This is a genomic window from Bradyrhizobium sp. STM 3561, assembly GCF_045571455.1.
Lineage (GTDB): Bacteria > Pseudomonadota > Alphaproteobacteria > Rhizobiales > Xanthobacteraceae > Bradyrhizobium > Bradyrhizobium vignae.
Map to the genome: position 1 here is coordinate 7,666,751 of NZ_CP120695.1, position 24,818 is coordinate 7,691,568.

At 64.6% G+C, this 24,818-nt stretch carries 24 protein-coding genes; 16 read left to right on the top strand and 8 right to left on the bottom strand.

What is annotated here, in order from left to right:
- Positions 1-7: 7 nt before the first annotated feature.
- Positions 8-802, bottom strand: a complete 795-nt coding sequence (gene cysD / locus P6U28_RS36325) for a sulfate adenylyltransferase subunit CysD (RefSeq protein WP_122406936.1) — start codon at positions 800-802, stop codon at positions 8-10.
- Positions 803-1,046: 244 nt separating this feature from the next.
- Here cysD and cysG point away from each other — a divergent pair, with 244 nt between their 5' ends.
- The 12 genes from cysG (at position 1,047) to P6U28_RS36385 (ending at position 12,370) form a co-directional block, all read left to right on the top strand.
- The gene (gene cysG / locus P6U28_RS36330) at positions 1,047-2,471 is read left to right on the top strand and encodes a siroheme synthase CysG (RefSeq protein ID WP_407120720.1); all 1,425 of its coding nucleotides are present in this window, start codon (positions 1,047-1,049) and stop codon (positions 2,469-2,471) included.
- Positions 2,468-2,785, top strand: a complete 318-nt coding sequence (locus tag P6U28_RS36335) for a DUF2849 domain-containing protein (RefSeq protein ID WP_122405727.1) — start codon at positions 2,468-2,470, stop codon at positions 2,783-2,785. The genes cysG and P6U28_RS36335 overlap by 4 nt, the downstream gene beginning before the upstream one ends.
- Positions 2,786-2,795: 10 nt before the next feature.
- Positions 2,796-4,451: a nitrite/sulfite reductase gene (locus tag P6U28_RS36340; protein ID WP_122405726.1), complete on the top strand. Its 1,656-nt coding sequence runs from the start codon at positions 2,796-2,798 to the stop codon at positions 4,449-4,451.
- Positions 4,438-4,953 (top strand): DUF934 domain-containing protein, encoded by a 516-nt coding sequence (locus P6U28_RS36345; RefSeq protein ID WP_407120721.1) that lies wholly within the window; start codon positions 4,438-4,440, stop codon positions 4,951-4,953. The genes P6U28_RS36340 and P6U28_RS36345 overlap by 14 nt, the downstream gene beginning before the upstream one ends.
- Positions 4,950-5,672: a phosphoadenylyl-sulfate reductase gene (locus P6U28_RS36350; RefSeq protein ID WP_407120722.1), complete on the top strand. Its 723-nt coding sequence runs from the start codon at positions 4,950-4,952 to the stop codon at positions 5,670-5,672. Before P6U28_RS36345 ends, P6U28_RS36350 begins: the two co-directional genes overlap by 4 nt.
- Before the next feature lie 123 nt (positions 5,673-5,795).
- On the top strand, positions 5,796-6,797 hold the full coding sequence (locus P6U28_RS36355; protein ID WP_162500455.1) for a sulfate ABC transporter substrate-binding protein: 1,002 nt from the start codon (positions 5,796-5,798) through the stop codon (positions 6,795-6,797).
- Positions 6,798-6,864: 67 nt separating this feature from the next.
- A complete protein-coding gene (gene cysT / locus P6U28_RS36360) occupies positions 6,865-7,671 on the top strand; it encodes a sulfate ABC transporter permease subunit CysT (protein ID WP_283811084.1) in 807 nt (268 codons plus the stop codon).
- A gap of 9 nt (positions 7,672-7,680) precedes the next feature.
- Positions 7,681-8,604 (top strand): sulfate ABC transporter permease subunit CysW, encoded by a 924-nt coding sequence (gene cysW, locus P6U28_RS36365; protein WP_122405721.1) that lies wholly within the window; start codon positions 7,681-7,683, stop codon positions 8,602-8,604.
- Positions 8,594-9,628 (top strand): sulfate/molybdate ABC transporter ATP-binding protein, encoded by a 1,035-nt coding sequence (locus tag P6U28_RS36370; RefSeq protein ID WP_122405720.1) that lies wholly within the window; start codon positions 8,594-8,596, stop codon positions 9,626-9,628. The genes cysW and P6U28_RS36370 overlap by 11 nt, the downstream gene beginning before the upstream one ends.
- Positions 9,629-9,823: 195 nt before the next feature.
- The gene (locus P6U28_RS36375; protein WP_122405719.1) at positions 9,824-10,327 is read left to right on the top strand and encodes a CAP domain-containing protein; all 504 of its coding nucleotides are present in this window, start codon (positions 9,824-9,826) and stop codon (positions 10,325-10,327) included.
- A 77-nt stretch (positions 10,328-10,404) separates the two neighbouring features.
- On the top strand, positions 10,405-11,580 hold the full coding sequence (locus P6U28_RS36380; protein ID WP_122405718.1) for a patatin-like phospholipase family protein: 1,176 nt from the start codon (positions 10,405-10,407) through the stop codon (positions 11,578-11,580).
- 1 nt (position 11,581) lies between these two features.
- Positions 11,582-12,370 carry a 3-hydroxybutyrate dehydrogenase gene (locus P6U28_RS36385; protein WP_129145022.1) on the top strand — a complete coding sequence of 263 codons (789 nt, stop codon included), beginning with the start codon at positions 11,582-11,584 and terminating at the stop codon, positions 12,368-12,370.
- Positions 12,371-12,522: 152 nt separating this feature from the next.
- Here P6U28_RS36385 and P6U28_RS36390 read toward each other — a convergent pair whose 3' ends face one another.
- The 3 genes from P6U28_RS36390 to P6U28_RS36400 form a co-directional block, all read right to left on the bottom strand.
- Positions 12,523-13,347 carry a sulfite exporter TauE/SafE family protein gene (locus P6U28_RS36390; RefSeq protein ID WP_407120723.1) on the bottom strand — a complete coding sequence of 275 codons (825 nt, stop codon included), beginning with the start codon at positions 13,345-13,347 and terminating at the stop codon, positions 12,523-12,525.
- 185 nt (positions 13,348-13,532) lie between these two features.
- Positions 13,533-14,900 (bottom strand): flippase, encoded by a 1,368-nt coding sequence (locus tag P6U28_RS36395; RefSeq protein ID WP_407120724.1) that lies wholly within the window; start codon positions 14,898-14,900, stop codon positions 13,533-13,535.
- A gap of 276 nt (positions 14,901-15,176) precedes the next feature.
- A complete protein-coding gene (locus P6U28_RS36400) occupies positions 15,177-16,016 on the bottom strand; it encodes a protein-disulfide reductase DsbD domain-containing protein (RefSeq protein WP_122405714.1) in 840 nt (279 codons plus the stop codon).
- Positions 16,017-16,158: 142 nt separating this feature from the next.
- On the opposite strand from P6U28_RS36400, the gene P6U28_RS36405 reads away from it, so the two are divergent.
- A complete protein-coding gene (locus tag P6U28_RS36405; protein ID WP_129146431.1) occupies positions 16,159-16,803 on the top strand; it encodes a YqgE/AlgH family protein in 645 nt (214 codons plus the stop codon).
- 346 nt (positions 16,804-17,149) lie between these two features.
- Here the strand turns inward: P6U28_RS36405 and P6U28_RS36410 are convergent, their stop codons facing one another.
- Positions 17,150-18,037, bottom strand: a complete 888-nt coding sequence (locus tag P6U28_RS36410; protein WP_129144424.1) for a TauD/TfdA family dioxygenase — start codon at positions 18,035-18,037, stop codon at positions 17,150-17,152.
- Positions 18,038-18,240: 203 nt separating this feature from the next.
- Positions 18,241-19,020 carry an SDR family NAD(P)-dependent oxidoreductase gene (locus P6U28_RS36415; protein WP_407120725.1) on the bottom strand — a complete coding sequence of 260 codons (780 nt, stop codon included), beginning with the start codon at positions 19,018-19,020 and terminating at the stop codon, positions 18,241-18,243.
- A gap of 95 nt (positions 19,021-19,115) precedes the next feature.
- On the opposite strand from P6U28_RS36415, the gene P6U28_RS36420 reads away from it, so the two are divergent.
- Both P6U28_RS36420 and P6U28_RS36425 read left to right on the top strand, forming a co-directional pair.
- Positions 19,116-19,853, top strand: coding sequence for an SDR family NAD(P)-dependent oxidoreductase (locus tag P6U28_RS36420; protein WP_122405710.1), 738 nt, complete (start codon positions 19,116-19,118; stop codon positions 19,851-19,853).
- A 64-nt stretch (positions 19,854-19,917) separates the two neighbouring features.
- Positions 19,918-20,292, top strand: coding sequence for a CsbD family protein (locus P6U28_RS36425; RefSeq protein WP_122405709.1), 375 nt, complete (start codon positions 19,918-19,920; stop codon positions 20,290-20,292).
- Positions 20,293-20,397: 105 nt separating this feature from the next.
- Here the strand turns inward: P6U28_RS36425 and P6U28_RS36430 are convergent, their stop codons facing one another.
- A complete protein-coding gene (locus P6U28_RS36430; protein WP_122405708.1) occupies positions 20,398-22,110 on the bottom strand; it encodes an SGNH family hydrolase in 1,713 nt (570 codons plus the stop codon).
- A 169-nt stretch (positions 22,111-22,279) separates the two neighbouring features.
- Positions 22,280-23,659 carry a lytic murein transglycosylase gene (locus P6U28_RS36435; RefSeq protein ID WP_245162817.1) on the bottom strand — a complete coding sequence of 460 codons (1,380 nt, stop codon included), beginning with the start codon at positions 23,657-23,659 and terminating at the stop codon, positions 22,280-22,282.
- A 202-nt stretch (positions 23,660-23,861) separates the two neighbouring features.
- Between P6U28_RS36435 and P6U28_RS36440 the strand changes: the two genes are divergently transcribed.
- Positions 23,862-24,737 carry a UTP--glucose-1-phosphate uridylyltransferase gene (locus tag P6U28_RS36440; RefSeq protein WP_122405707.1) on the top strand — a complete coding sequence of 292 codons (876 nt, stop codon included), beginning with the start codon at positions 23,862-23,864 and terminating at the stop codon, positions 24,735-24,737.
- Positions 24,738-24,818 lie beyond the last annotated feature (81 nt).

A 24,818-nucleotide genomic window follows, 5' to 3' on the forward strand; every position in this document is an offset into this window, starting at 1 on the left:
TTGGGAATCAGAGATAGCCGGCGACGCGAAGGCGCTCGAAAGCGTCCTCCGTCTCGTGGTCGAGCGCGCGCCCCGAGCGCTCCGGCACCTTGGTCTGTTCGAGCTCGATCAGGATCTCGTCGATGCTCGATGCGGTCGAAGCGACCGGATTGGTGATGTCCTGATCGCCGAGCGAGCGATAGCGCTTGCCGTCCTTGGCAAGATACAGCGGGATGATCGGGATGTTCTCGCGCTTGGTGTAGGCCCAGATGTCGGCCTCGGTCCAATGCAGGATCGGATGGATGCGTAAGTGCGCTCCTTGCGGCGGCGAGGCGTTGAAGTGATCCCAGAACTCCGGCGGCTGATCGCGCACGTCCCAGTTACCCTCGAGCCCGCGCGGCGAGAACACGCGCTCCTTGGCGCGCGTCGCCTCCTCGTCGCGGCGGATGCCGGCGATCAGGCCGTCGAAGCCATATTTGGCGAGCGCCATCTTGAGGCCCTCGGTCTTGCGCGCGGCGGAACGGGCGGCTGGCGGCAGTGTCGGGTCGACGGCATCGATCGGCGGGCAGGGCTCGACACGCAGGTCGAGATCCCACTCTTTGCCGTAATGATCGCGGAAGCGATACATCTCCGGAAATTTCTTGCCAGTGTCGACATGGAGTGCCGGAAACGGCATGCGGCCGAAGAACGCCTTGCGTGCCAGCCAGATCATGACGTTCGAGTCCTTGCCGAGCGACCACAAGAGCGCAATCTTCTTCAGCCGGGCAAACGCCTCGCGCAAGATGTAGATGCTCTGCGCTTCGAGCTGATCGAGATGGTCCATGCTTGGAGCAAGCTCGGCAGAAAATTTTTGCGTGCGCACGCGCTCGGCGAGCGCCGGATTGCTCAGTCGATCAGCAGCGGAATCGTCCTTGAGAAGATGCATCTCTGCCACTTTGCGTTTGGAGGCGAAAATTCTATAGTTGCAGCACCGAAGAGAAGAAAAAATTTTCTCTTTGCGCGCTCGTAACGAGACATATATAGAAAATAATTCCAGTCAACCCCGTTTGTGGGGAAGCGAGTATCGCATGCGGTTCTTGCCGGTGTTTCTCGATCTGAAGGCCGGTCCGGTGGTCCTCATCGGCGCGGGTGAGCTTTTGCGCGCCAAGCTGCGCGTGCTCGCCGCTGCCGGTGCGCGCATCCGCGTGCATGCGATCGACGGCAATCAGGATTTTGGCCTCGGCTCCGAGGACGCGACGCGCGTCGAAATCGCGGCCGGCGATCCGCTGACCGCTGATCTCTCCGGCGTCATCGCCATCGTGTGCGCGGGTGCGGGCGACGTCGGCGTCGCCATGTCGGTCCGTGCCAAGGCGCTTGGTCTGCCCGTCAACGTCATGGACGATCTCGAGCACTCCAGTTTCATCTTCCCGGCCATCGTCGACCGCGGCGACGTCGTGGTCGCGGTCGGCACCGGCGGCACCTCGCCCGTGGTGGCGCGGCGCGTGCGCGAGAAGATCGAGGCGCTCCTGCCGGCGCGCATCGGCGAGCTCGCCGAGTTCATCGGCACCTCCCGCAAGTCCATCAACGAACGCATTGCCGAGTTTCCGCTGCGCCGCCGCTTTTGGGAACGCGTGATCGACGGCCCGATCGGCGCTGCCGTGCTCGCCGGCCGCAACGCCGAGGCGGACGCGGCACTCGGTGCTATTTCTGATCCCTCCGCATTCGCGCGCGCCGACCAGCCGGAGGGCTCGGTGGCGCTTGTCGGCGCCGGTCCCGGCGACCCTGACCTTCTCACCATCAAGGCACTGCGCGCACTTCAGGACGCGGACATCGTCTTCCACGACGAGCTGGTCTCGCCCGAGATCCTCGACCGCATCCGTCGCGACACCACGCGCGTTGCGGTCGGCCGCCGCGTCGGCAAGCCCGGCATCGGTCAGGACGCCATCAACAAGCGCATGATCGAAGCCGCGCAAGCCGGCCAGCGTGTGGTGCGGCTGAAGGGCGGCGATCCCTTCGTGTTCGGCCGCGGCGGCGAAGAGGTCGAAGCGCTGCGCGCCGCCGGCGTCGCCTATTCGATCATTCCTGGTATCACCGCAGGAATCGGTGCTGCCGCCGATTTCGAGGTGCCGCTGACCTATCGTCACGAAGCGAACCGCATCACCTTCCTCACCGCGCACAAGGCGCGCGATGCCGAAGCTGTGGACTGGTCGACGCTGACCGACACCAAGATGACCGTCGTCGTCTACATGGGCATGACCGCAGCGCCGGCCGTGCGCGCGGGCCTGTTCGCGTCGGGCCGCTCACCGGAGACGCCGGTCGGCGTGTTCGCCCGTGTCACGCGGCCGGATGCGCAAAGCGCGATCGGTACGCTGCGCGACCTGCCCGAGCTCGTGCGGCGGATTCATGGCGGTCCCGCCATCCTCATCATCGGCGACGTGGTCCGGCATGCCGGCTCGCTTCGCCGCCAAACCCCAAAACAAATCATCTCTGACCTCTTGGATGCAGCCGAATGACCTCTCCGCTTGAACAGAAGAAGATCAAGATCGCCGGCCCCTCGATCGTGACCGCCAACCGCACCTGGGACGGCATCGTGGTCTATCGCACCGCTGCCAAGGGCTGGTCCGCGGACCTTTCGGAAGCCGCGATCGTGCGCAACTCCGACGAGGCCAAGGCGTTGCTTGCGGAAGCCGTGGCCGATGACGTCGGTGCTATCGGTCCCTATATCGCGCCCGTGCAGGTCGGCGACGACGGCAAGATCCTGCCGGGCAATCTGCGCGAACAGATCCGCCGCACCGGCGTCACGATCGGGCAGCCGGCCCAGGTTTAAGGCATTCTCTATGTACGCTTACGACGAAATCGACCGCACGCTCGTCAACGAGCGCGTCTCGGAGTTCCGCGACCAGGTGAAGCGCCGCCTCTCCGGCGAGCTCACCGAGGACGAGTTCAAGATCCTGCGATTGCAGAACGGCGTCTATCTGCAACTCCACGCCTACATGTTCCGCGTCGCGATCCCCTACGGCACGCTGGCCACGAACCAGCTGCGGGCGCTCGCGCACGTCGCGCGCAAATATGATCGCGGCTACGGCCATTTCACCACGCGGCAGAACATCCAGTTCAACTGGATCAAGCTCGCCGAGCTGCCGGACGCGCTGGCTGATCTTGCCAAGGTCGGCATCCATGCGATGCAGACTTCCGGCAACAACATGCGCAACGTCACCTCGGACCAGTGGGCCGGCGTCGCGCCGGGCGAGATCGAGGATCCCCGCATCTGGTCGGAGCTGATTCGCCAGCACACCACGCTGCATCCGGAATTCTCGTTCCTGCCCCGCAAGTTCAAGATCGCGATCACCGCGTCGGACCATGACCGCGCCGCGATCAAGATCCACGACATCGGCCTCCGCTTGATCAAGAACGAGAAGGGCGAGACCGGCTTCGAGGTGCTGGTCGGCGGCGGTCTCGGCCGCACGCCGTTCATCGCCAAGACCATCAAGCACTTCGTGCATGGCCGCGACATCCTCAGCTATATCGAGGCTATTTTACGCGTCTACAACCAATACGGCCGCCGCGACAACATCTACAAGGCGCGCATCAAGATCCTGGTGCACGAGCTCGGCATCGAAAAATTCTCGCGCGAGGTCGAGGACGAATGGCAGCAAATCCGCAACTCCTCGCTCCAGATCGACGACGAGGTGATCGAGGACATCCGCTCGCGCTTCACCTATCCTCCTTACGAGAAGCTGCCGCACATGCCGGACGAGCTGCGCCAGGCCGCAGCCGATCCCGAGTTCGAGGCGTGGCGCAAGAACTCGGTCGCCCCGCACAAGGTGCAGGGCTACTCGATCGTCACGATCTCGCTGAAGCCGACCGGCGGGCCGCCCGGCGATGCCACGGCCGAGCAGATGGATGCGCTGGCCGATCTCGCCGATAAATACTCCTTTGGGGAGATTCGTGTCGGCCACGAGCAGAACCTGGCGCTGCCGCATGTCGCCAAGCGCGATCTGCCGGCGCTGTGGAAGGCGCTCGACAAGCTTGGCCTCGCGACGCCCAATGTCAACCTGATCACCGACATCATCGCCTGCCCAGGACTCGACTATTGCTCGCTGGCGAACGCGCGCTCGATCCCGATCGCGCAGGAACTGACGCGGCGCTTCGCCAATCACGAGCTGGCCAACCTGATCGGCCGTCTCCACATCAACATCTCCGGCTGCATCAATGCCTGCGGCCATCACCATGTCGGCCATATCGGCATTCTCGGCGTGGAGAAGAACGGCGAGGAGGTCTACCAGATCACCATCGGTGGCCGCGCCGACGAGAACGCCGCGCTCGGCACCCTGATCGGTCCCGGCGTCAAGTTCGACGAGGTCGCCGATGTCGTCGAGGACATCGTGGAAGCCTATCTGGCGCTGCGCGAGCGGCCCGAAGAATTGTTCATGGATACGGTGAAGCGCCTCGGCGTCGAACCCTTCAAGGAGCGCGTGTATGCCACTCGTTAATGGCGGAAAGATCGTCGACGACAGCTTCGTCAAGCTCGCCGTCGACACGCCGCTGCCCGAGGGCGGTGACATCCTGGTGCCGGCCGAGCGCTTCCTGGGCGAGGCCGAGGGCTTGCTCGAGCGTGCCGGCAAGGTCGGTGTGATCTGGCCCAACAATCGCGACATCGCCGAGCTCGTGCCCTATCTCGGCAAGGTCGCGGCCGTTGCGCTGGTGTTCCCGACCTTCCGCGACGGACGCGCCTACAGCCAGGCGCGGCTGCTGCGCGAACGCTATAACTATCGCGGCGAGTTGCGTGCGACCGGCCAAGTGCTGCGCGACCAGTTCGTGTTCATGCTGCGTGCCGGCTTCGATGCCTTCGAGGTCAAGAAGCAGGCCGACGCGGAAGCGTTCATGCAGACCGCGAAGCGCTATTCGGTGTTCTACCAGCCGACCGGCGACGGCCGCATCACGGCGCTGCACCGGCGCATGCAGCTGCGTCACTCCGAAGGTGTCGGCACGTGAACGTGATCGCACCCCAGCTCTCGTCCGTGTCCGCGTTGCCTTCGGCGGAAGAGCTCGATCGTGCCTTGCGCGATGCTTCGCCCGCGGAGATCATCGCCTCGGCACTGAAGACGGTCGGGCGCGAGAAGCTCGCGCTCGTGTCCTCCTTCGGCACGGAATCGGCGACGCTCTTGAAGGTGATGGCGGATGTCGATCCTGCGATCCCCGTGATCTTTCTCGACACCGGCTGGTTGTTCGAGGAGACGCTGGCCTATCGCGATACGCTGATTGCGACGCTGGGCCTGAAGGACGTCCGCTCGATCAAGCCCGCCGAGGAGACGCTGTCGCGCGAAGATCCCGACCGCGACCTCTGGTTCTCCGATCCCGACGCCTGCTGCCGCATCCGCAAGGTTGAGCCGCTGGCGCGCGCGCTGAAACCGTTCGATGCCTGGCTCAACGGCCGCAAGCGGTTCCAGGGCAATGCGCGCGCCGACATTCCGGTCGTCGAGGACGATGGCGCGCGGTTGAAGGTCAATCCCTTCGCCAATGTCTCGCGCGAGGAGATCGAGGCGATCTTCACCCGCGCCAAATTGCCGCGTCATCCGTTGGCCGCCTCCGGATTCCTGTCGGTTGGGTGTATGCCTTGCACCAGTAGAACGGCTGAAGGCGAGGATGCACGCGCCGGTCGCTGGCGCGGCCGCGCCAAGACGGAATGCGGCATCCACACGATGAAGGTTTGATAGCACAGTCACGCTGCCACGCTGCGAACAAGAAAATGCGGTTCCGTTGACTTAAGAGCGTTTCGCCCCGAGTTATGCCTGCCATCGATGACGCCGATGTCGTCGAGGTGAATGGAGATGGACATGATGCGCCGTATCGTTCCGCTCGTGGCAGGACTGCTCGCAACGGGTTTCTTGGCAAGCTCGGCTCTCGCCGCCGATATCAATCTGTTGAATGTGTCGTACGATCCGACACGCGAGCTGTATGTCGAGTTCAACAAGGCGTTCGCGAACGCCTATCGGAAGGAAACCGGCAAGAGCGTCGAGATCAAGCAGTCGCATGGCGGCAGCGGGTCGCAGGCGCGCGCGGTGATCGACGGGTTGCAGGCTGACGTGGTGACGCTGGCACTCGCCTATGACATCGACGCAATCGCCGGCAAGGGCCTCACCGCCGCCGACTGGCAGAAGCGGCTGCCGCAGAATTCGTCACCCTATACGTCGACCATCGTGTTCCTGGTCCGCAAGGGCAATCCCAAGGGCATCAAGGATTGGGACGACCTGCTCAAGCCGGGCGTCGCGGTGATCACGCCGAACCCGAAGACATCAGGCGGCGCGCGCTGGAACTATCTTGCGGCCTGGGGCTTTGCGCAGAAGAAATACGGCTCGGCCGACAAGGCCAAGGAGTTCATCGGCAAGCTGTATCAGCAGGTGCCGGTGCTCGATACCGGTGCGCGCGGTGCGACCGTGACTTTCGTCGAGCGCGGCGTCGGCGACGTGCTGCTCGCCTGGGAGAACGAGGCGTACCTCGCCCTGAAAGAGTTCGGCGCGAACAAGTTCGAGATCGTGGCGCCGCCGCAATCGATCCTCGCCGAGCCGCCGGTCGCCATCGTCGACAAGGTTGCCGATAAAAAAGGCACCCGTAATGCCGCCGACGCCTACCTCCAATATTGGTACACCAAGGAGGGGCAGGAGATCGCCGCGCGCAACTTCTACCGTCCGCGCGATGCGGAGATCGCCAAAAAGTATGAGAATGCCTTCGCCAAGGTCGAACTGTTCACGATCGACGACGTCTTCGGCGGCTGGACGAAGGCACAGCGGGAACATTTTGCCGACGGCGGCGTCTTCGATCAGATTTACAAGAACTGATCGCGCGCTGTCGTAGGTGGCTTTAGCAGGGGGCCGGGTGAGCGCAGTCGTTGCACGACGTCGGACATTGCCGGGCTTCGGTCTCACCATGGGACTGACGCTTTCCTGGCTATCCGTCATTATCCTGATTCCGCTCGCCGGCCTGTTCCTGAGATCGCTCGAGCTCAGTCCCGAGCAGTTCTGGAACATTCTCTCCAGTCGCCGCACCCTGAACGCGCTCCGCGTGTCGTTTGGGCTCGCTTTCGCGGCGGCCTGCGTCAATCTGGTGATGGGCAGCATCATCGTCTGGGCACTGGTCCGCTACCGCTTTCCCGGCCGGCGCATCTTCGATGCCATCGTCGACGTGCCTTTCGCGCTGCCTACGGCGGTCGCCGGCGTCGCGCTGACCGCGCTGTTCGCCGAGAAGGGCTGGCTGGGCGCGCCGCTCGCAGCACTCGGCATCAAGGTGGCGTTCACCCCGGTCGGCATCTTCGTCGCCATGATCTTCATCGGCATTCCCTTCGTAGTGCGCACGGTGCAGCCGGTGCTCCAGGATCTCGACCCAGAGATCGAGGAGGCTGCGGGCAGTCTCGGCGCCAGCCGCTGGCAGACCATCGTGCGCGTAATCCTGCCGTCGCTCGCACCGGCGCTGCTCACCGGCCTCGCGCTCGCCTTCGCCCGCGCGGTCGGCGAATATGGCTCGGTCATCTTCATCGCCGGCAATCTGCCCAACGTCTCCGAGATCGCGCCGCTCCTGATCGTGATCCGGCTCTCCGAATTCCGCTACGCCGATGCGACCGCCATCGCGGTGGTCATGCTCGTCGTCTCCTTCGTCATCATCTTCGCCGTCAACCGGCTCCAGCGCTGGGCGCAGAGCCGGATCCCGGCACGCTGAGGGCGGATCATGACGATGCAGATCGCAGATTCCGTGTCGCTCTCGGCCTCCGAGGCCAAGGCACGTGCAAAGGCGCGCGCGCATGCGGCGGCGGCCCGCGACAACCTCCGCACAGAGCCGCGCGCGGTACGCATCGTCATCATTGCGCTGGCGGTGATGTTTCTCACCGTCTTCGTCGTGCTGCCGCTCGTCGTCGTGTTCGCGCAGGCGTTCTCGCGCGGCCTCCTCGCCTATTTCGCCGCGCTCGCCGAGCCGGAGGCGATGGCGGCGATCGAGCTGACATTGATTGTCGCGGCGATCTCGGTCGGCCTCAATCTGGTGTTTGGCCTCGTCGCCGCCTGGGCCATCGCCAAGTTCGACTTCAAGGGCAAGACCTTCCTGATCACGCTGATCGACCTGCCGTTCTCGGTCAGCCCGGTGATCTCGGGCCTCGTCTTCGTGCTGCTGTTCGGCGCGCAGGGCTATTTCGGCACCTGGCTGCGCGATCACGACATCCAGATCCTGTTCGCGGTGCCAGGCATCGCGCTCGCCACCACCTTCGTGACCTTCCCGTTCGTGGCGCGGGCGCTGATCCCGTTGATGCAGGAGCAGGGCACGCAGGAGGAGGAGGCTGCGATCTCGCTCGGTGCCTCGGGCTTGCAGACCTTCTTCCGCGTCACCCTGCCCAACATCAAATGGGGCGTGCTCTACGGCGTCCTGCTCTGCAACGCCCGCGCGATGGGCGAGTTCGGCGCGGTCTCCGTCGTCTCCGGCCACATCCGCGGCGAGACCAACACCATGCCGCTGCTGGTCGAGATTCTTTACAACGAGTACCAGTTCGTCGCCGCCTTCGCGATCGCCTCGCTGCTGGCGATGCTCGCGCTGATCACGCTGATCGTAAAAACCGTTCTCGAACGTCATCTCGACGAAGGAGAAGACGCCAGTGACCATTGAAGTCAGAAATCTCGTCAAGAAGTTCGGCAGCTTTGCCGCGCTGGATGGCGTCGACCTCAAGGTCGACAACGGCGAATTGCTGGCGCTGCTCGGTCCCTCCGGCTCCGGCAAGACCACCTTGCTGCGGATCATCGCCGGCCTCGACTGGCCCGATTCGGGCGAGGTCTCGTTCAACGGCGAGGACGCGCTGGCGCAGGGCGCGCGCGAGCGGCATGTCGGATTCGTGTTCCAGCACTACGCGCTGTTCCGCCACATGACCGTGTTCGAGAACGTAGCGTTCGGCCTGCGCGTGCAGCCGCGCGCAGTCCGAAAGGACGAAGCGAGCATCCGTGCGCGCGTAAAAGAGCTGCTCGACCTCGTCCAGCTCGACTGGCTCGCGGACCGCTATCCGAGCCAGCTCTCCGGCGGCCAGCGCCAGCGCATCGCGCTCGCCCGCGCGCTCGCGATCGAGCCGCGCATCCTCCTGCTCGACGAGCCCTTCGGTGCGCTCGATGCCAAGGTGCGGAAAGAGCTGCGCAAATGGCTGCGCTCGCTGCACCACGAGATCAACGTCACCTCGATCTTCGTCACCCACGACCAGGAGGAAGCCCTGGAAGTCGCCAACCGCGTCGTGGTGATGGACAAGGGCAGGATCGAGCAGATCGGCTCGCCCGATGACGTCTACGAGACGCCGGCGACCGCCTTCGTCCACGGCTTCATCGGCGAATGCATCGAGCTGCCGGTTCAGGTCGCGGACGGTGTTATCAGGCTCGGCGAGCAGCCGCTCAAGCTCGCAGCGGATGGATTGGTGCCTGGCGCGTCACGACTGTTCGTGCGGCGACATGACATGCTGGTCGGTCCGCCCGGCAGCGGCGCCTTCGAGGGCGCCGTGCAGCACGTCCGCAATTTCGGTCCCGTGCAGCGCGCCGAGGTCGCCCTGTCAGGCGGCGAAACCATCGAGATCGACGCGCCGCGCGACAAGGAGCTGCGCGCCGGCGACACGATCGGCCTGGAACCTCGCCGTTACCGGATCTTTGCGGGCTAATCCCGTCGTTCCGGGCGCGCGCCAGCGCGAAACCGGAATCCCGAGGTTTTGGCGCGAGATTCTCAGGTGCGCAATTACGCACCATAGTTCGATGCTTCGCATCGCCCCGGAATGACAGCTACGATTTTCCTCAAAATTCACCTTTCAGCCACTGTTGGTATGCAACAACGGCCCCTCATTTGGGGGCTTCTAAAAATGCGCGCTGCGGCCGCAATTCTCATCACTTTGCTGCTCGCCGGCTGTGCCGGCAACGAAGCACCGGTCCAGGAGCCGTCGATGTATACCGACATGGCGGTGCCGGGCTCCAAGCTCGATGCACAGGCCGCCGCGGTGATGATCTCGCAATACCGGCAGAACAACATGCTCGGCGCGGTCGTGGTCGACGCCGACCTGATGCGGCTTGCCGAATCCCAATCCCAGGCCATGGCCGCGGCCAACAAGATGGACCACGACGTCCGTGCGCCCTTGGCCAAGCGCCTTGCCGCCGGCGGTTATCCCGCGACCGTGGCGGTCGAGAACATCTCGGCCGGCTATCATACGCTGGCGGAAGCGTTTTCCGGCTGGCGCGACTCGCCGCCTCACCGCGCCAACATGCTCAAGGGCGGTGTCACAAAATTAGGCATCGCGGCGAGCTATGCTCCCGGCACCAAATACAAGGTGTTCTGGACCATGATCCTGGCCTCGACGGAGCCCCGATAAGCCAGACTTGATCCGGGATGCATTGACGTCGCGGCGGAGTGTCGCCACGGTGGTGCGCCATTTGCTATTGTTTCCGCATGATCGATCATAGTCCGGAATCCACCAGCGTCCCCGCCAATGCGCAACGCGTCCTGGTCCTCCAGGGCGGCGGCGCGCTCGGCTCCTATCAGGCCGGCGCCTACCAGGCACTGTGCGGCTACGGCTTCGAGCCGGAATGGGTCGCCGGCATCTCGATCGGCGCGGTCAACGCTGCCATCATCGCCGGCAACGAGGGCCACACCCGCGTCAAGCGGCTGAAGGAATTCTGGGAAATGGTCTCTGCGCCCGTGCCGTGGAAGCCGGTCGGCAAGAGCGACCACAGCCGCGAGCTGTTCAATTCGACCAGCGCTGCGCTGATCGCGACGTTCGGCGTGCCCGGTTTCTTCACGCCGCGCATTCCGCCGGCGCCCCTCTGGCCGCCGGGACATCCCGAAGCGGAGAGCTATTACGACACCTCGCCGCTCAAGAAGACGCTGGAGCGTCTCGTCGATTTCGATCGCATCAACGATCTGGAGACGCGGCTGTCGGTCGGCGCGGTCGGCGTCACCTCGGGCAACTTCAAATATTTCGACAATTACGAGTTCAAGAAGCTCGGCAAGAAGATCGGCCCCGAGCACATCATGGCCTCGGGCGCGCTGCCGCCCGGCTTTCCCTCCGTGGTCATCGACGGCGAGCATTATTGGGACGGCGGTATCGCCTCCAACACCCCGCTCGACTACGTGCTCGATGCCGGGGTCGAACGCGACATGCTGATCTTCCAGGTCGACTTGTTTTCCGCGCGCGGCGACCTGCCGAATTCGCTGCTTGAGGCCGCCGAGCGCGAGAAGGATATCCGCTATTCGAGCCGCACGCGGATGAACACCGACAAGAACAAGCAGCTGCACAACGCGCGCAGGGCCGTGCGCGACCTGATCGGCAAATTGCCGGACTATCTCAAGAATGATCCTTCCGTCGAATTCCTGGCGAAAGTGTCGCGTGAAAGCACCGTCACCGTGGTGCATCTGATCTATCGCAGCAAGAACTACGAATCCTCGTCCAAGGATTACGATTTCTCGCACGTCGCCATGGTCGAGCATTGGGAGGCCGGCGTGCGCGACGTGCATCTGTCGATGCGTCACAAGGATTGGCTGGAGCGGCCGCAGTCCGGCGAGACCATGGTGACCTACGATCTCACGGGGGACGTCACCGCGCCCCCGGCAAAAAGGAGCGAATAGAATGGGTAGTCTGTCAGGGAAGAACGCTGTCGTGACCGGATCGACCAGCGGCATCGGACTCGCTTATGCGCGCGCCTTCGCCGCCGCCGGAGCCAACGTCGTCATCAACGGCTTCGGCTCGCCCGAGGACATCGAGAAGGAACGCGCCAAGATCGAATCCGACTTCAAGGTCAAGGCAATCTACTCGCCTGCCGACATGACCAAGCCGGCCGAGATCGCCGGGATGATCGCGCTCGGCGAGAAGACGTTCGGCTCGGTCGACATCCTCGTCAACAATGCCGGCATCCAGTTCGTGTCGCCGATCGAGGAATTCCCGCTCGAGAAGTGGGACCAGATCATCGCCATCAACCTGTCCTCGGCCTTCCATGCCATCCGCGCCGCAATCCCCAGCATGAAGAAGAAGGGCTGGGGTCGCATCATCAACACGGCGTCGGCACATTCGCTGGTCGCCTCGCCGTTCAAGTCGGCCTATGTTTCGGCCAAGCACGGCATCGCCGGCCTCACCAAGACCGTGGCGCTGGAGGTCGCGACCCACAAGATCACCTGCAACTGCATCAGTCCCGGCTACGTCTGGACGCCGCTCGTCGAGAAGCAGATCCCCGACACCATGAAGGCGCGCAATCTGACACGGGAGCAGGTCATCAACGACGTGCTGCTCGATGCCCAGCCGACGAAGGAGTTCGTCACCTCCGAGCAGGTCGCAGCCCTCGCTCTGTTCCTGTGCAGCGACGACGCCGCGCAGATCACCGGCACCAACCTGTCGATCGACGGCGGCTGGACCGCGGAGTAGCGGCACCGACTTGTCTTGCCGATGTCATGCCCCGCGCAGGCGGGGCATCCAGTACGCCGCGGCCTCTCGGCTCAACCACAGCCGTCTCTGAATACTGGATCGCCCGGTCAAGCCGGGCGAGGACAGCGAGACGGAACGATGTCCGTCCTTCGCTAGTGGCTCCACGCCAGCGCCGTCACGATCGCCGACGACAAATTCAGCTCCGCGAACATGATCTTGCCGGCGACCACGAACAGCACGCTGGCGAGGGTCAAGCGCAGTACCGGTTCGGGCACGCGCCTTGCACTATAACTGCCGACGACGATGCCGGGCAGCGAGCCCATCAGCAGCACGCCCATCAGGCCCCAGTCGACGTCGCCGAACGCCCAGTGCCCGACGCCCGCGACCAGCGTCAGCGGCACGGCATGGGCGATGTCCGAGCCGACGATGCTCGCCATCGGCAGGCGCGGATAGAGCAGCAGCAAGACGGTGACGCCGACCGCGCCGGCGCCGACGGAGGAGATCGAGACCAGCGCGCCGAGCACGATACCGGTGACGACGGTCGCGACCGCGGTGGTGCGCTCGTCGACCCGCTCCAGGCTCTTGCGGTAGCGCTCCATGAGCGCCTTACGGAAGATCAGCGACGTGGCGGTCAGCAGCAGTGCAAAGCACAGCACCACGTTGACCAGGCTGCGCTCGGTGTCGCTTCTGGGGTCCAGCTTCCACAGCACCAGCAGCGTCAGCGCGCTCGCCGGAATGCTGCCGCAGGCCAGCCGCAGTACCGCCGGCCAGTGCACGCTGCGCGACCAGCCATGCACGATGCTGCCGCCGGTCTTGGTCGCGGCGGCATAGAGCAGGTCCGTCCCGACGGCAGTGGATGGATGGACGCCGAACAACAGGATCAGCAGCGGTGTCATCAACGAGCCGCCGCCTACGCCGGTCATGCCGACGAGCAGGCCGACACCAAATCCGGAGGCGACGTAGAGTGGATCGATCATGGTCCGGGGAATGTTGGGTTATCTCGTCGGTTGAGCAATATGACGTAGAATAAACTTTCCCTGGGGCGCAACTACTTAGGAGGAATAAGAAAAATCATGCTGCCGACCGGGGGCGGGTAGTCGTTTTGCCTCGTTGCCGGGCTTTTCACGCCATGGGCGTTTCTCAAGCGGCAGGGCAGGCGGAGCTATTTACCAAACGCCAGCACGTGCAGTCCCAGTCGCTGCCGCACGATCCAGAACAAGAGCACCGTCTCGAAGCTCAGCGAGATCGAGGTCGCGGCCGCCGCGCCGTGACCGCCGAAGCGCGGCACCAGGATCACGCAGAGCGCAACGTTCATCACGAAGGCCAGCGCATAAGCCAGCGCGCAGATCTTCTGCTGGCCGAGCATGTTGAGCAGGCGCTCGACCGGGCCGATCGCGGCGCGCACCACGAGGCCGATCGCAGCGATGAACATGATGTCGTAGCCGACCGTGAATTGCGGCCCGAACAGCCAGAGCAGCGGCTTGCCGAGCGCGAGCAGTACGATGGTCGCGGCCAGCGACGGCCAGAACGTCCAGCTGATGGCATGCGCCACATAGGCCGACAGGCGCGCCTTGTCTCCGAACGCATTGTATTCCGCAAATCGGTGCGCCGTCGTCGCCGACATCGCGTAATGGATGAACGAGACCAGCGCCAGCGTCTTCACCACGGCGAAATAGACGCCGACCTCGTCGGACGGGCGGAACTGCTGCAGCACCAGCACGTCGGTGTAGGACAAGAGCAGGTAGAAGCTCTCCACCAACAGGATCGGAAGCGACACGGCGAGCCAGCCCCTGACGTCATAGGCCTTCGGGCCCGGATCGATGTGATCGGCGAGCCTGCGGTTCAGCACCACAATCTGCCCGGTCATCGCGATCCAGACCGCGGCGGCGCTCGCCACCATCGCAGCGACCGCGCCGAGGTGATAACCAAGCACGAACGCGCCGGCCGTGATGCCGATGATCAGGGCCTGACGGATGATGAATTGCGGCATCAGGCCGAGCTGCATCCAGTCGTACGAGCGCGCGATGCCGTCCTGGGTGTTGGCGACCACGAAAGCCGGCAGCGTGATGCAGCCGATATAGAGCGGCAGCACCTCGGCCGGATCGATCCAGGGCGACAGCAGCTTGACGATGGCGACGAGGCCGAGCGACACCAGGGTGGATACGGCAAAGGTCAGCCAGCGGCTGCCGGAGAGGAAGCCGCGCAGCAGCGCATGCTCGCCGCTAGTCCGGTACTCCGGGATGATCTTTTGCGCGGAGGCTGAGATGCCGAAATCCATCATGCTGCCAAGTAGCAGCACCCACGTCCAGACATAGACATAGATGCCGTAGTCGGACGTGCCCATCCAGCGCGCCAGCAGCACCTGCGAGACATAGGCAAGCCCGGCGCTGATGACGCGGATGACGAAGATGGTGCCGGCGAGCCGCCGCGTCAGCGACGCCTCGCTCGATCCGCCCGCGAGCTTAGCCCGCAGCCGCGCGATCAGGCCGGCCGCTCCGGTCGTTGCGGGTTGTGCATCCGTCACGGCCAATTCGAAAATCCCCAAGCGCGTTCCGCACGCGCTACAGGGTTGGGACTTAGCAACCATTCGTTAAGATTCGGTTGGGTGGCCGTCCCATCCTCGGTGTCGTCCCGGACAAGCGAAGCACCGATCCGGAGCCCATAGCCCAGGGAGACGTTGGAGCGCGAGCTGTTAACTCCGAGTCTCGGCGCGCGCTTGGGGCGCGCTTGTCCGGGACGACAGCTGAGAGTGGGCGAGACAGCGCAACTCGCTCGCCGCCGTCCTGACCGTTGCCGGGACGACTCTTCACTCCAGATTCGTATTGAACTCGTACGCCTTGTCCGGCCCGACCAGCGTGAACTTCAGCGCGGCGCCCTCGGGCTTGGCGCCCGGCGGCAGACCGTCGAGTTCGAACGTAAACCGCATCACCCCAGGCGGGCTGGGCTGCACCGGCGCCGGAATCGGCAGCGCCCAGTCCGGCGTCGGCCCTTCCACGAACAGATTGACGTTGCGGCTGTCGGGCGCAACCACGTCGACCACGACGTTCTTCGGCCCGTCACGCTTGACGTCGCGGATGGTGAGCGGATTGGGGTCGCCGATATTGGCGGGCTTCGGCACGGTGTCGAGCGCCGCGCGCAGGTTCGCATCCTCGGTCGAGGCGACGCTGTTGAAGCCGAGCTCGGCGTTGGCCTCGACGGGAATGCAGAGTTTCTCGCACACCGCGTAATTGATCTCGGCGCGCAGCGTCACCGGCTTGTCGGCCGATTTGGCGACGATACGCAGGGGCAGTACGATCTGGTCGTGATACCCGATCGAATGGCCGCCCGCGCCGTCGTCGAATTTCAGCGGCGCCGGCCACATGATCGTCACCGCTTCGACATTGTCGGATTTCGAGAAGTCGAACCGGGGTGGAACGCCGGAATCGCCGGGGGTACGCCAGTAGGTCTTCCATCCCGGCTGGAGCTGGAACGCGATACCGCCCAGCAGGACCGCGCCGCTGCGCGATCCCGCCAGTAGCCGCACCGCGGAATGTCCGTCGCGCTGCCACGGCGAAGCGTCATCGGCGCGGGCTGCGATGGCGAACGACGAGGCGAGCAGGGTTGTCGCGACGCCAATCGCCGCACGCAGGGGAACTCTTGTGAGCATGGCACGTCTTTACAGGGTCGTCCCAGGCCAAACCATTGAATTGCTTGTGATGGATGCACTCGAATCCAATCGCCGCAAGCCTTGATTTGACAGCGGCTAGGTCCGACATCAGGATAGGAATTGAAACCGGAGTGCTTCACCGATGGCTCCCACTGGCAAGAGGACGGGCGAAGGCACCCGCAGCTCGGGCCCCCCGCTGCCCAATTCGGCCGGTTATCTCGACGGCCGGCTCCTGATCGCGATGCCCGTGATGGGCGATCCCCGCTTCGAGCGCTCGGTGATCTATCTCTGCGCTCATTCCGCCGAGGGCGCGATGGGCATCATCGTGAACCACCCGGCCGGCAGCATCGACTTCCCCGAGCTGTTGGAGCAGCTCGGGATCATCAAGAAGGGCGACCACATCAAGCTGCCGGAGAATGCCGAAAGCATGAAGGTGCTGCGCGGCGGGCCGGTCGATACCGGCCGCGGCTTCGTGCTGCATTCCAGCGACTTCTACATCGAGAATGCGACGCTGCGGATCGATGACGGCGTCTGCCTCACCGCGACCGTCGACATCCTGCGCGCGATCGCCAATGGCTCCGGCCCCAAGCACGCCATCCTCGCGCTCGGCTATGCCGGCTGGGCGCCGGGCCAGCTCGAGACGGAGATCCAGAGCAATGGCTGGCTGCATTGCGATGCGGATACGGATCTGATTTTCGGCGACGACGTCGACGACAAATACAATCGCGCTTTGCAGAAGATCGGCATCGATCCGGGCATGCTCTCGAACGAAGCGGGGCACGCGTAGCTGGCGCGACACCTTCCGCTGTTGCGCGTCACCCTCGGCTGTCATGCCCCGGCTTGATCGGGGCATCCAGTACGCCGCGGCTTATCTTCTATCACAACCTTCCCGGTGTACTGGATCGCCCGGTTCCCGGCTCCGCTAAAGCATGATCCGGAAAAGTGCGAAGCGGTTTTCCGGAAAGATCATGCGTGAACAACAAGCTAAAGCGCGATGACGATTCATCCAAATCTCATCGCGCTTTAGGCTACGCCGGGCCTACAGGGGTGCTCGGCCGCCGAAGCTTCAGCGAAGGCGGCAAGCCGGGCGATGACACCAGGGCTGAGTAGCGCTGTGCAGTGGTGATTGACCCCTACTCCGCCGCCTGCTGCTGCACCGTCGGCTCGGTCCCCGCCACCGTCGCGCGGCGCATGTCGCGGGGCTGCGACTGGTCGTAGCGGCGAACGCGATGCATGGTCTGACGGTTGTCCCACATCACGAGGTCATGCAGCTTCCATTTATGGACGTAGACGAACTCCGGCTGCGTCGCGTGCTCGTTGAGATCGCGCAGCAGGAGGCGTCCCTCCGGCACGCTCATGCCGACGACCTTGCCGGCATGCGATGAGAGATACAGCGATTTGCGGCGATGCACGGGATGGGTCCGTACCAGCCGCTGCAGCACCGGCTTGAACATCTCCTTCTCTTCGTCGGTGTATTCGGTGAAGCCGAGCGATCCGCGCGAATACATCAGCGAGTGCTCGCAGACGAGGTCCTCGATCTCCGCCTTGATCTCGTCGTCGAGCGCATCATAGGCCGCACGCATGTCGGCGAATTCGGTGTTGCCGCCTTTCGGGTTCACCACGCGTGCCGACAGCAGCGAGAATTTTGCCGGGATGGGGCGGAACGAGCTGTCGGAATGCCAGAGGCAATTGCCGAGGTTGAACAGATGCGTGCGGCTGTCTTTCGGCAGCGGCTTGCCGTCCTTGCCGAGATTGGAGACGTCGTTCAGGCCGGATTGCAGCCGGTAGTCCTTCTCCTTGGTCACGGTGCCGCCGCGCGCGTCCTCGCGCCGGCCGAAATTCAGCGCGAAGGCCATCTGCTGCTCGTCGGTGATGTCCTGGTCATGGAAAACCAGCACCGCATATTTGTCCATAGCCGCCTCGACCTCGCGCGCCTCATCCGGTGTGAGAGGCTTTCGCAGGTCGAGGCCGGAAACCTCGCCGACAAAATGCTTCTGAAGCTGCCGGATGGCGATGGTCATGGCGTTTTCTCCCGCGGATTGCGAGCGGTTGGTCCCGCTCTGTTGGCGAAAAAGCTACTCCCGCAACAGGCGTTGTCAACGCTCGCAGCGCATGGCTGCCCGTAGCACGGATAGAGCGGCAGCGTAATTCGGGAAGTCTTTCCGCGAGGTGAGAGCCCCGGATTACGCGCAGCGAAATCCGGGCTACGCACCTTCGATGCCTCTCACGCATTCCGCGCCATCAGCCCGCCATCGACCGGGATCACCGCACCGGTGAGGAACGACGCTGCCGGCAGGCACAGGCTCAGCGTCATATGCGCGACCTCTTCGGGATCGCCGTAACGGCCGAGCGCAGTACGGCGCTTGGCGTAGATGGTCTTGTGCTCCTCCGGGATGCGATCGGTGATGGCGGTGCGGATCGGACCCGGGCAGATGCAGTTGACGGTGATGCCCTCGCGTCCAAGCTCCACCGCCAGCGAGCGGGTGAGGCTCACGACGCCACCCTTCGCTGCCGAATAGGGGCTGTGCAATGCGGTGGCGCCGAGCGCCTCGGTCGAGGCGATGTTGACGATGCGCGGGCTCTTCGACTTGCGCAGGTAGGGCAGCGCCGCGCGAATGATGCGCGGATGCGCCGTCAACATCACGGCGATGCCCCTGGCCCAGGCGTCCTCATAGGCCTCGTCGTCGATCGCGACACGCACGGAGATACCGGCATTGTTGACGAGGATGTCGAGCCCGCCGAAATGCGCCGCGACATCACCGACCACGCGCTTGATCTCGCCGCCGTCGGCGACGTCGAGCCTCCAGGCCCTTGCAGCGCCACCGCTCGCTGCAATCTCCTTGGCGACCGCATGCGCACCTTGCTCGTCGAAATCCGTGGCGGCAACATTCGCACCCTCGGCGGCGAACACGCGCGCGGTCGCGCGCCCCATGCCGCTGGCCGCGCCGGTGACGAGAACGGTGAGGCCCCTCACGGACCGGCTGAGCTCCCTAAAGTCGGACATGCTGTTTCCTCGCGCGGGGCTTGTTCTTGTTGATTGACAAGGCTGGCATCGATCCGCAGACAGGTCAAACAAGCAAGACAAAGGGGAGGCCGAGAATGGCGAACGAGCTCGATTTCTCAGGCAAGCAGGTACTGGTGGTCGGCGGTTCCAGCGGCATCGGCAACGGCATCGCGCAGGCTTTTCGTACCAAGGGCGCAACTGTTGCCGTTTGCGGCACGCGCGCTCGCGCAACGGAATATTCAGCTGAAGAAGGCTCCGATCTCACCGGCCTCGCTTACGCGCAACTCGACGTCAGCAATGCCGCCGCAATCGAGGCGTTCAAGCCGTTGTTCGACCGGCTCGACATCCTCGTGCTCGCGCAGGGCGCGGTGCTCTATCGCCGCGGCGAGTTCGAGATGGCCGGCTTTCGCAAGGTGGTCGAGGTCAATCTGATGAGTCTGATGGCCTGCGCGAGCCGCTTTCATTCCATGTTGCGGGATTCCAAGGGGTCGCTCATCATCGTGTCCTCGACCGCGGCCTATCATTCCACCATGGGCAATCCCGCCTACAATGCATCGAAGACCGGTGCAGTCGGACTGACGCGCACGCTGGGCGAGGCCTGGGCCGAGGACGGCATCCGCGTCAACGGCATCGCGCCCGGGCTCGTCGACACCAAGATGACGAAGGTCACGACCGACAATCCGAAACGCCTGGAGGGCGCGCTCGCCCGCATCCCGCTGCGGCGATTGGGCACGCCGGCCGACATGGCGGGTGCCGCGCTGTTCCTGGCCTCGCCGCTGTCGTCCTACATCATCGGCCAGACGCTGGTCGTCGATGGCGGGCTCATTCTGTAGGCAATCGCAAGGAACCGCGCTGCTTTTGATCGGTTACTTCGGCTGATCACCGAGGAGGATTATCATGGACGCGGATCGGATCGTTGGATCAGCCAAGGAAATGGCGGGGGGCGTGGAAGGCACCGTCGGCGAGATGGCGGGAGACGCGAAAACGCAGGCCTCAGGCAAGGCACGGGAAGCCGCGGGCACGGTGCAGAATCTCTACGGCCAGGCGAAGGATGCGGTGCGCGATGCCACGGACACCGCCGCGAGCTATGCCAAGGACGCCTATGAGAACAGTGGCGAGAGCTTCCGCGACGGCTCGAAAGCCATCGCGCAGAAGGTGCACGACAACCCGCTTGGCGCGCTGCTGGTTGCTGGCGGCATCGGCTTCGCGCTGGCGCTTCTGATGTCGCGCCCCGCGCGCCGCCCGCCGCCGCGTTGGCGCTATTACGGTTGAGCGACAGCCGATCATCGTGCCCCGGACGCAGCGTAGCACCGTCAGCGCGTTCACGCGCGTCTTCGACGCCGTTGCGTCCGGGACACGAGACCGCAGCTCAGAAGCCTACCGGAACATCTCCGCCGATCGCCCGACGTTGCCCGGCGGGCGCGGGATTGCTGGATTTGAGTTCGGATTGCGCGGCCCTGGGGCTGGCGTCAATTGACGCGGCGGCGGAGGTTGCGGAGAGCCGAAGCCGAAGAAATCCCGGAATGAGGGCGTTGCCTGCGCCGGCTGCTGCGGCGGGACCTGCGGCTTTTTCGGCGCGAGCTTTGGCGGAGCGATCGCCGCGGCCGCCCCTGATGCATTGGGAGAGGCGGCGCCGCCGTCGGGCGTCGTTGCGGCCACCGGCGTATCGCCCTTGGCCTGCTCGCGGCCGACTTCCCGGCGCGGCCAGACATAATCGTCGGCGCGGCCGGCCGGCGCGGCCAGCGGCTCACCCTTCACCATGGTCTTCGCAGCGAGCGCATCGACGGCAGCGGGACGCGTGCCTGGCCCGCCCAGCAATTGATCGGTCGAAATCGAGGCTGCAACCAGCGGCACGATCGGCCCGGCCAGCGGGCGCGGTGCAGGCTTGCCCGGCTCGGCGCTGGTATCGGGGGTCGCAGGCTCGCTCGGCAGCGTGATCGGGCCGGAGCGCCCCGCAAGCAGGCGCGTGATCTCGCGCTCGACATAGTGCGCCAGCTTGCGCGCGCCGGCCTTGGTGAAATACACGCCGTCGGAGCTGCGGAGCTGACGGATCTGGCCTTCGAAATCCGGGCCCTTCTGCAGGAAGCGGCCGGCTTCGTCGACGAAGCCGTCCCACACGTCGACATAGGTTATGCCGGCCTTGGCCGCGCCCTCACGGTACAGCGAATCCAGGAACAGCGTGTCCGCGGTGCCCTTCGGTCCGCGAACTGCGGGGAGGCCGACCCAAAGGACCGGCACGCCCTTGGCCTTGAGGACGCCCGCGAGCTCCTCGATCTTCTTGCCGTAGAGTTCGACCCAGCGCTCGTCGCGGAATTCGTACAGGCCATTGGGATTGCGCGCAGTCTTCTCCGGCGCGGCCGCCGGCGTGTCGGCATTGTCGGCGTCGTCCTGCGGCAGGTCGGCATCGGCAGGCTTATCGTCAGGCTTGGCGGCGGTGTCGGGCTTGGCGTCGCCGGGCCTGGCGTCGCCGGGCTTGGCCGGTTGCTTGGCGCGCGCGCCCTTGTCGTTCTTCTTGTCCTTGTCTGAAGCCTTGTCCGACTTGTCGGCGGCGGGCTCGCGGATCGCGATGCGGTCGTTGAGGCCGAGCATGACGACGATCACGTCGGGCTTCTCGGTCTCGAGAATGCCCTTGGCTGCGGCCGCCCAGTCCGCGGGCTCGCCCTTCGGCTGATACTTGATGAGGCCGGACGTGGTCTTGTGCTTGCGGATCACGCCCATGTCGGGCTGCTCGGCGTAGGCGTCTTCGAGGCCATAGGCGAGCCAGTCGGCCATGGCGTCGCCGATCACCAGCACGTTCTTCTCAGGAATCGTGTCGCGCTTGGCTGGTGCCGGCGCGCGCGAAAAATCCTGGCGCGGTGCCTGCGGCGGCGGCTGTTGGAACGGCGCGAAGAAATCGCCGCCGAACCAGCCGCCACCTCCGCCGCCCCGGGGCGGTGGGGCCGAACGTTGCGGCGGGCCGCCGAAGCCGGGGAAGTTGAAGAACTGTGCCGAGGCAGGTCCTGCGACCGAGACCAGGATCGCAAGCGCCGTCCCCAGCGCGATCAACGGGCCGGTCTCGGTCAGCGCCTTGAACAGGGACTTCTTCGACATGCGATCTCGGGCACGCGCAATGGGGATAGGAGTAGCTCGACATAATAACGGAATCAGGCGCCAAACGGGCAAATTCCATCGCAGATTCTTGTCCCATACACCGGGGAACAGCCGGCTCCGTTAAAGCTGCCGGCCAAAATCCCCGTTCAGGGTTACTTTCGGCGCGATTTTACCGCCCGCGCAGCCGGTCCAGCACGTCGGACGAGGCAAATCCGTCGGCGGGCATCCCGATCGAGGCCTGGAAGTTGCGCAGGGCTTCCCGTGTCTGGCTGCCGAACTGGCCGTCCGGAGTGCCCTTGTAGAAGCCGCGCTGGGCCAAGAGCTGCTGCAGTTCCAGCCGCTCGGTCCGCGACAGCTCGCGCTCCTGGCGCGGCCAGGGCTGCACGAAGGGCTGCCCGCCGCGCAGACGGTCGGCGAAATGGCCGATCGCCAGCGCATAGGCTTCGGCCGGATTGTACTTCATGATGACGCGGTAGTTCTGCAGCATCAGGAAGCCTGGCCCCTGCGCGCCTGCCGGCGCCAGCAGGTAGGCTTTCTCCGCCGGATGCGGGAAGGGCTGGTTATTCGCCCGCCTGAGCCCGAGCTTCTCCCATTGCGCGATCGGCATCGCCTTGGCGCGGTCGGCCAGCATGTAGTTGAATCCTTCGGGCACCACGACCTCGAAGCCCCAGGTCTGGCCGGGCTGCCAGCCATCCTTCTTCAGATTGTTGGCAGTCGATGCAATCAGGTCGGCCGGATTGTCGACGACGTCGCGCCGTCCATCTCCATCGCCGTCGACCGCAAAACGCTTGAACGCGGTCGGCATGAACTGGGTCGGACCGAAGGCGCCGGCCCAGGAGCCGCGCATCTGCTCCGGGCGCAGATCGCCGCGGTTGAGGATCTCCAATGCGGAGAGGAACTCATCTTTGAAATAGGCCTGGCGGCGTCCGATGCAGGCGAGCGTCGCGGTCGATTGCAGCACGCTGCGGTCGCCCATCTGCGTCGAGTAGTTGGATTCGATGCCCCAGATCGAGGCGATGATGTAGCGGTCGACGCCGGTGGCCTTTTCGGTGGCGTCGAACTGCGCCTTGTATTTGGCGAGGATCTCGCGGCCCTTGGCGAGGCGGTTGTCGTTCACCAGGATGTCGAGATAGTCCCAGATCGATTTGGTGAACTCCGGCTGCGAGTCCATGAGGTCCATGATGCGCAGGTCAGGAGAGAGCCCGGCGGTGAAGCGCTCAAAATTCTCCTGGGTGATGCCGCGCCGTGCGGCATCAGGCCACATCGCCGCGACGCAATTGTCGAAGTTGCCGGCGGCCTCGCGGATCGCGGCAGCCGTCATCAGCGGATGGCCGGAGGCGCCGTCCTCGCCGCTCCAAGGCAACGCTCCCGTCTGCGCGCCGCCGGGCGCTGCTTGCGTTGGCGCCGAATTCTGGCCGGAGAAGATGCCGCCGAACAGATTGGACAGGCCGTTCTGCGCCTGGGCGTGCGCGCATGCCGGCATCAGCAAAGCTGCCGCGATCATCGCTGTCCCGGCCAGGAATCCAACCCGTCCTGCCACTGATTGCATCATGTCCCACCCGTCGGCCCGAAAATCCGCCACAGGAGGCCTGGTTAGCGTTGCCAATAGCTTAACAAAGGTGAAATTTTGGTGGCGGCCTTTTTCTTAACTCTGTCGGGGCGAGGCCCCACATCCGCCTTTGTTGGCGGCTGCAAACAGGCTAGCAAGATGCCATTGCTCCGTTCACGTCCTCAGGTATTCGATCGATCACATGAAAATTCGCAAAGCTGTATTCCCAGTCGCCGGCCTCGGCACCCGCGTCCTGCCTGCCACCAAGGCGATGCCGAAGGAAATGCTGACCATCGTCGACAAGCCCCTGATCCAGTACGTCTACGACGAAGCGAAGGAAGCCGGCATCGAGCACTTCATCTTCGTTACCGGCCGCAACAAGAGCGTCATCGAGGATCATTTCGACCGGATGTTCGAGCTCGACGCGACGCTGGCCGCGCGCGGCAAGAAGGCCGAGCAGGACATCCTGGCGCAGAACCAGCCCGACGCCGGTGCCGTCAGCTTCACCCGCCAGCAGGCGCCGCTCGGTCTCGGCCACGCCGTCTGGTGCGCGCGCGACATCGTCGGTGACGAGCCGTTCGCGGTCGTGCTGCCCGACGAGCTCGTGCTCAACACGCCCGGCTGCCTGAAGCAGATGATCGAGATGGCATCCTCGCTTGGCGAGAAATCCAATCTGATCGCGGTCGAGGCGGTGCCCGATCACCTGACCCATCAATACGGCATCTGCGGCGTCGGCAAGCGCAATGGCAAGATGTTCGAGGTCGACGGCATGGTCGAGAAGCCGGCCAAGGGCACGGCGCCCTCCAACCTCTCGATCACCGGCCGTTACATCCTCCAGCCCGAGATCTTCAAGATCCTGGAGACCCAGGAGCGCGGCGCCGGCGGCGAGATCCAGCTCACCGACGCCATGATCGGACTTGCCAAGACGCAGAAATTCTACGGCGTCGAGTTCGAGGGCGAGCGCCACGATTGCGGCTCCAAGCCCGGCTTCCTGCGCGCCAACATCGCCTACGGCATGAAGCGCCCGGAATTGCGCGACGGCCTGATCGCCGAGATGAAGAAGTATCTGGGGCAGTAGCTCCCGCCGTCATTGCGAGCGAAGCGAAGCAATCCAGAATCTTTCCGCGGAGAAAGTCTGGATTTGCTTCGTCGCAAGAGC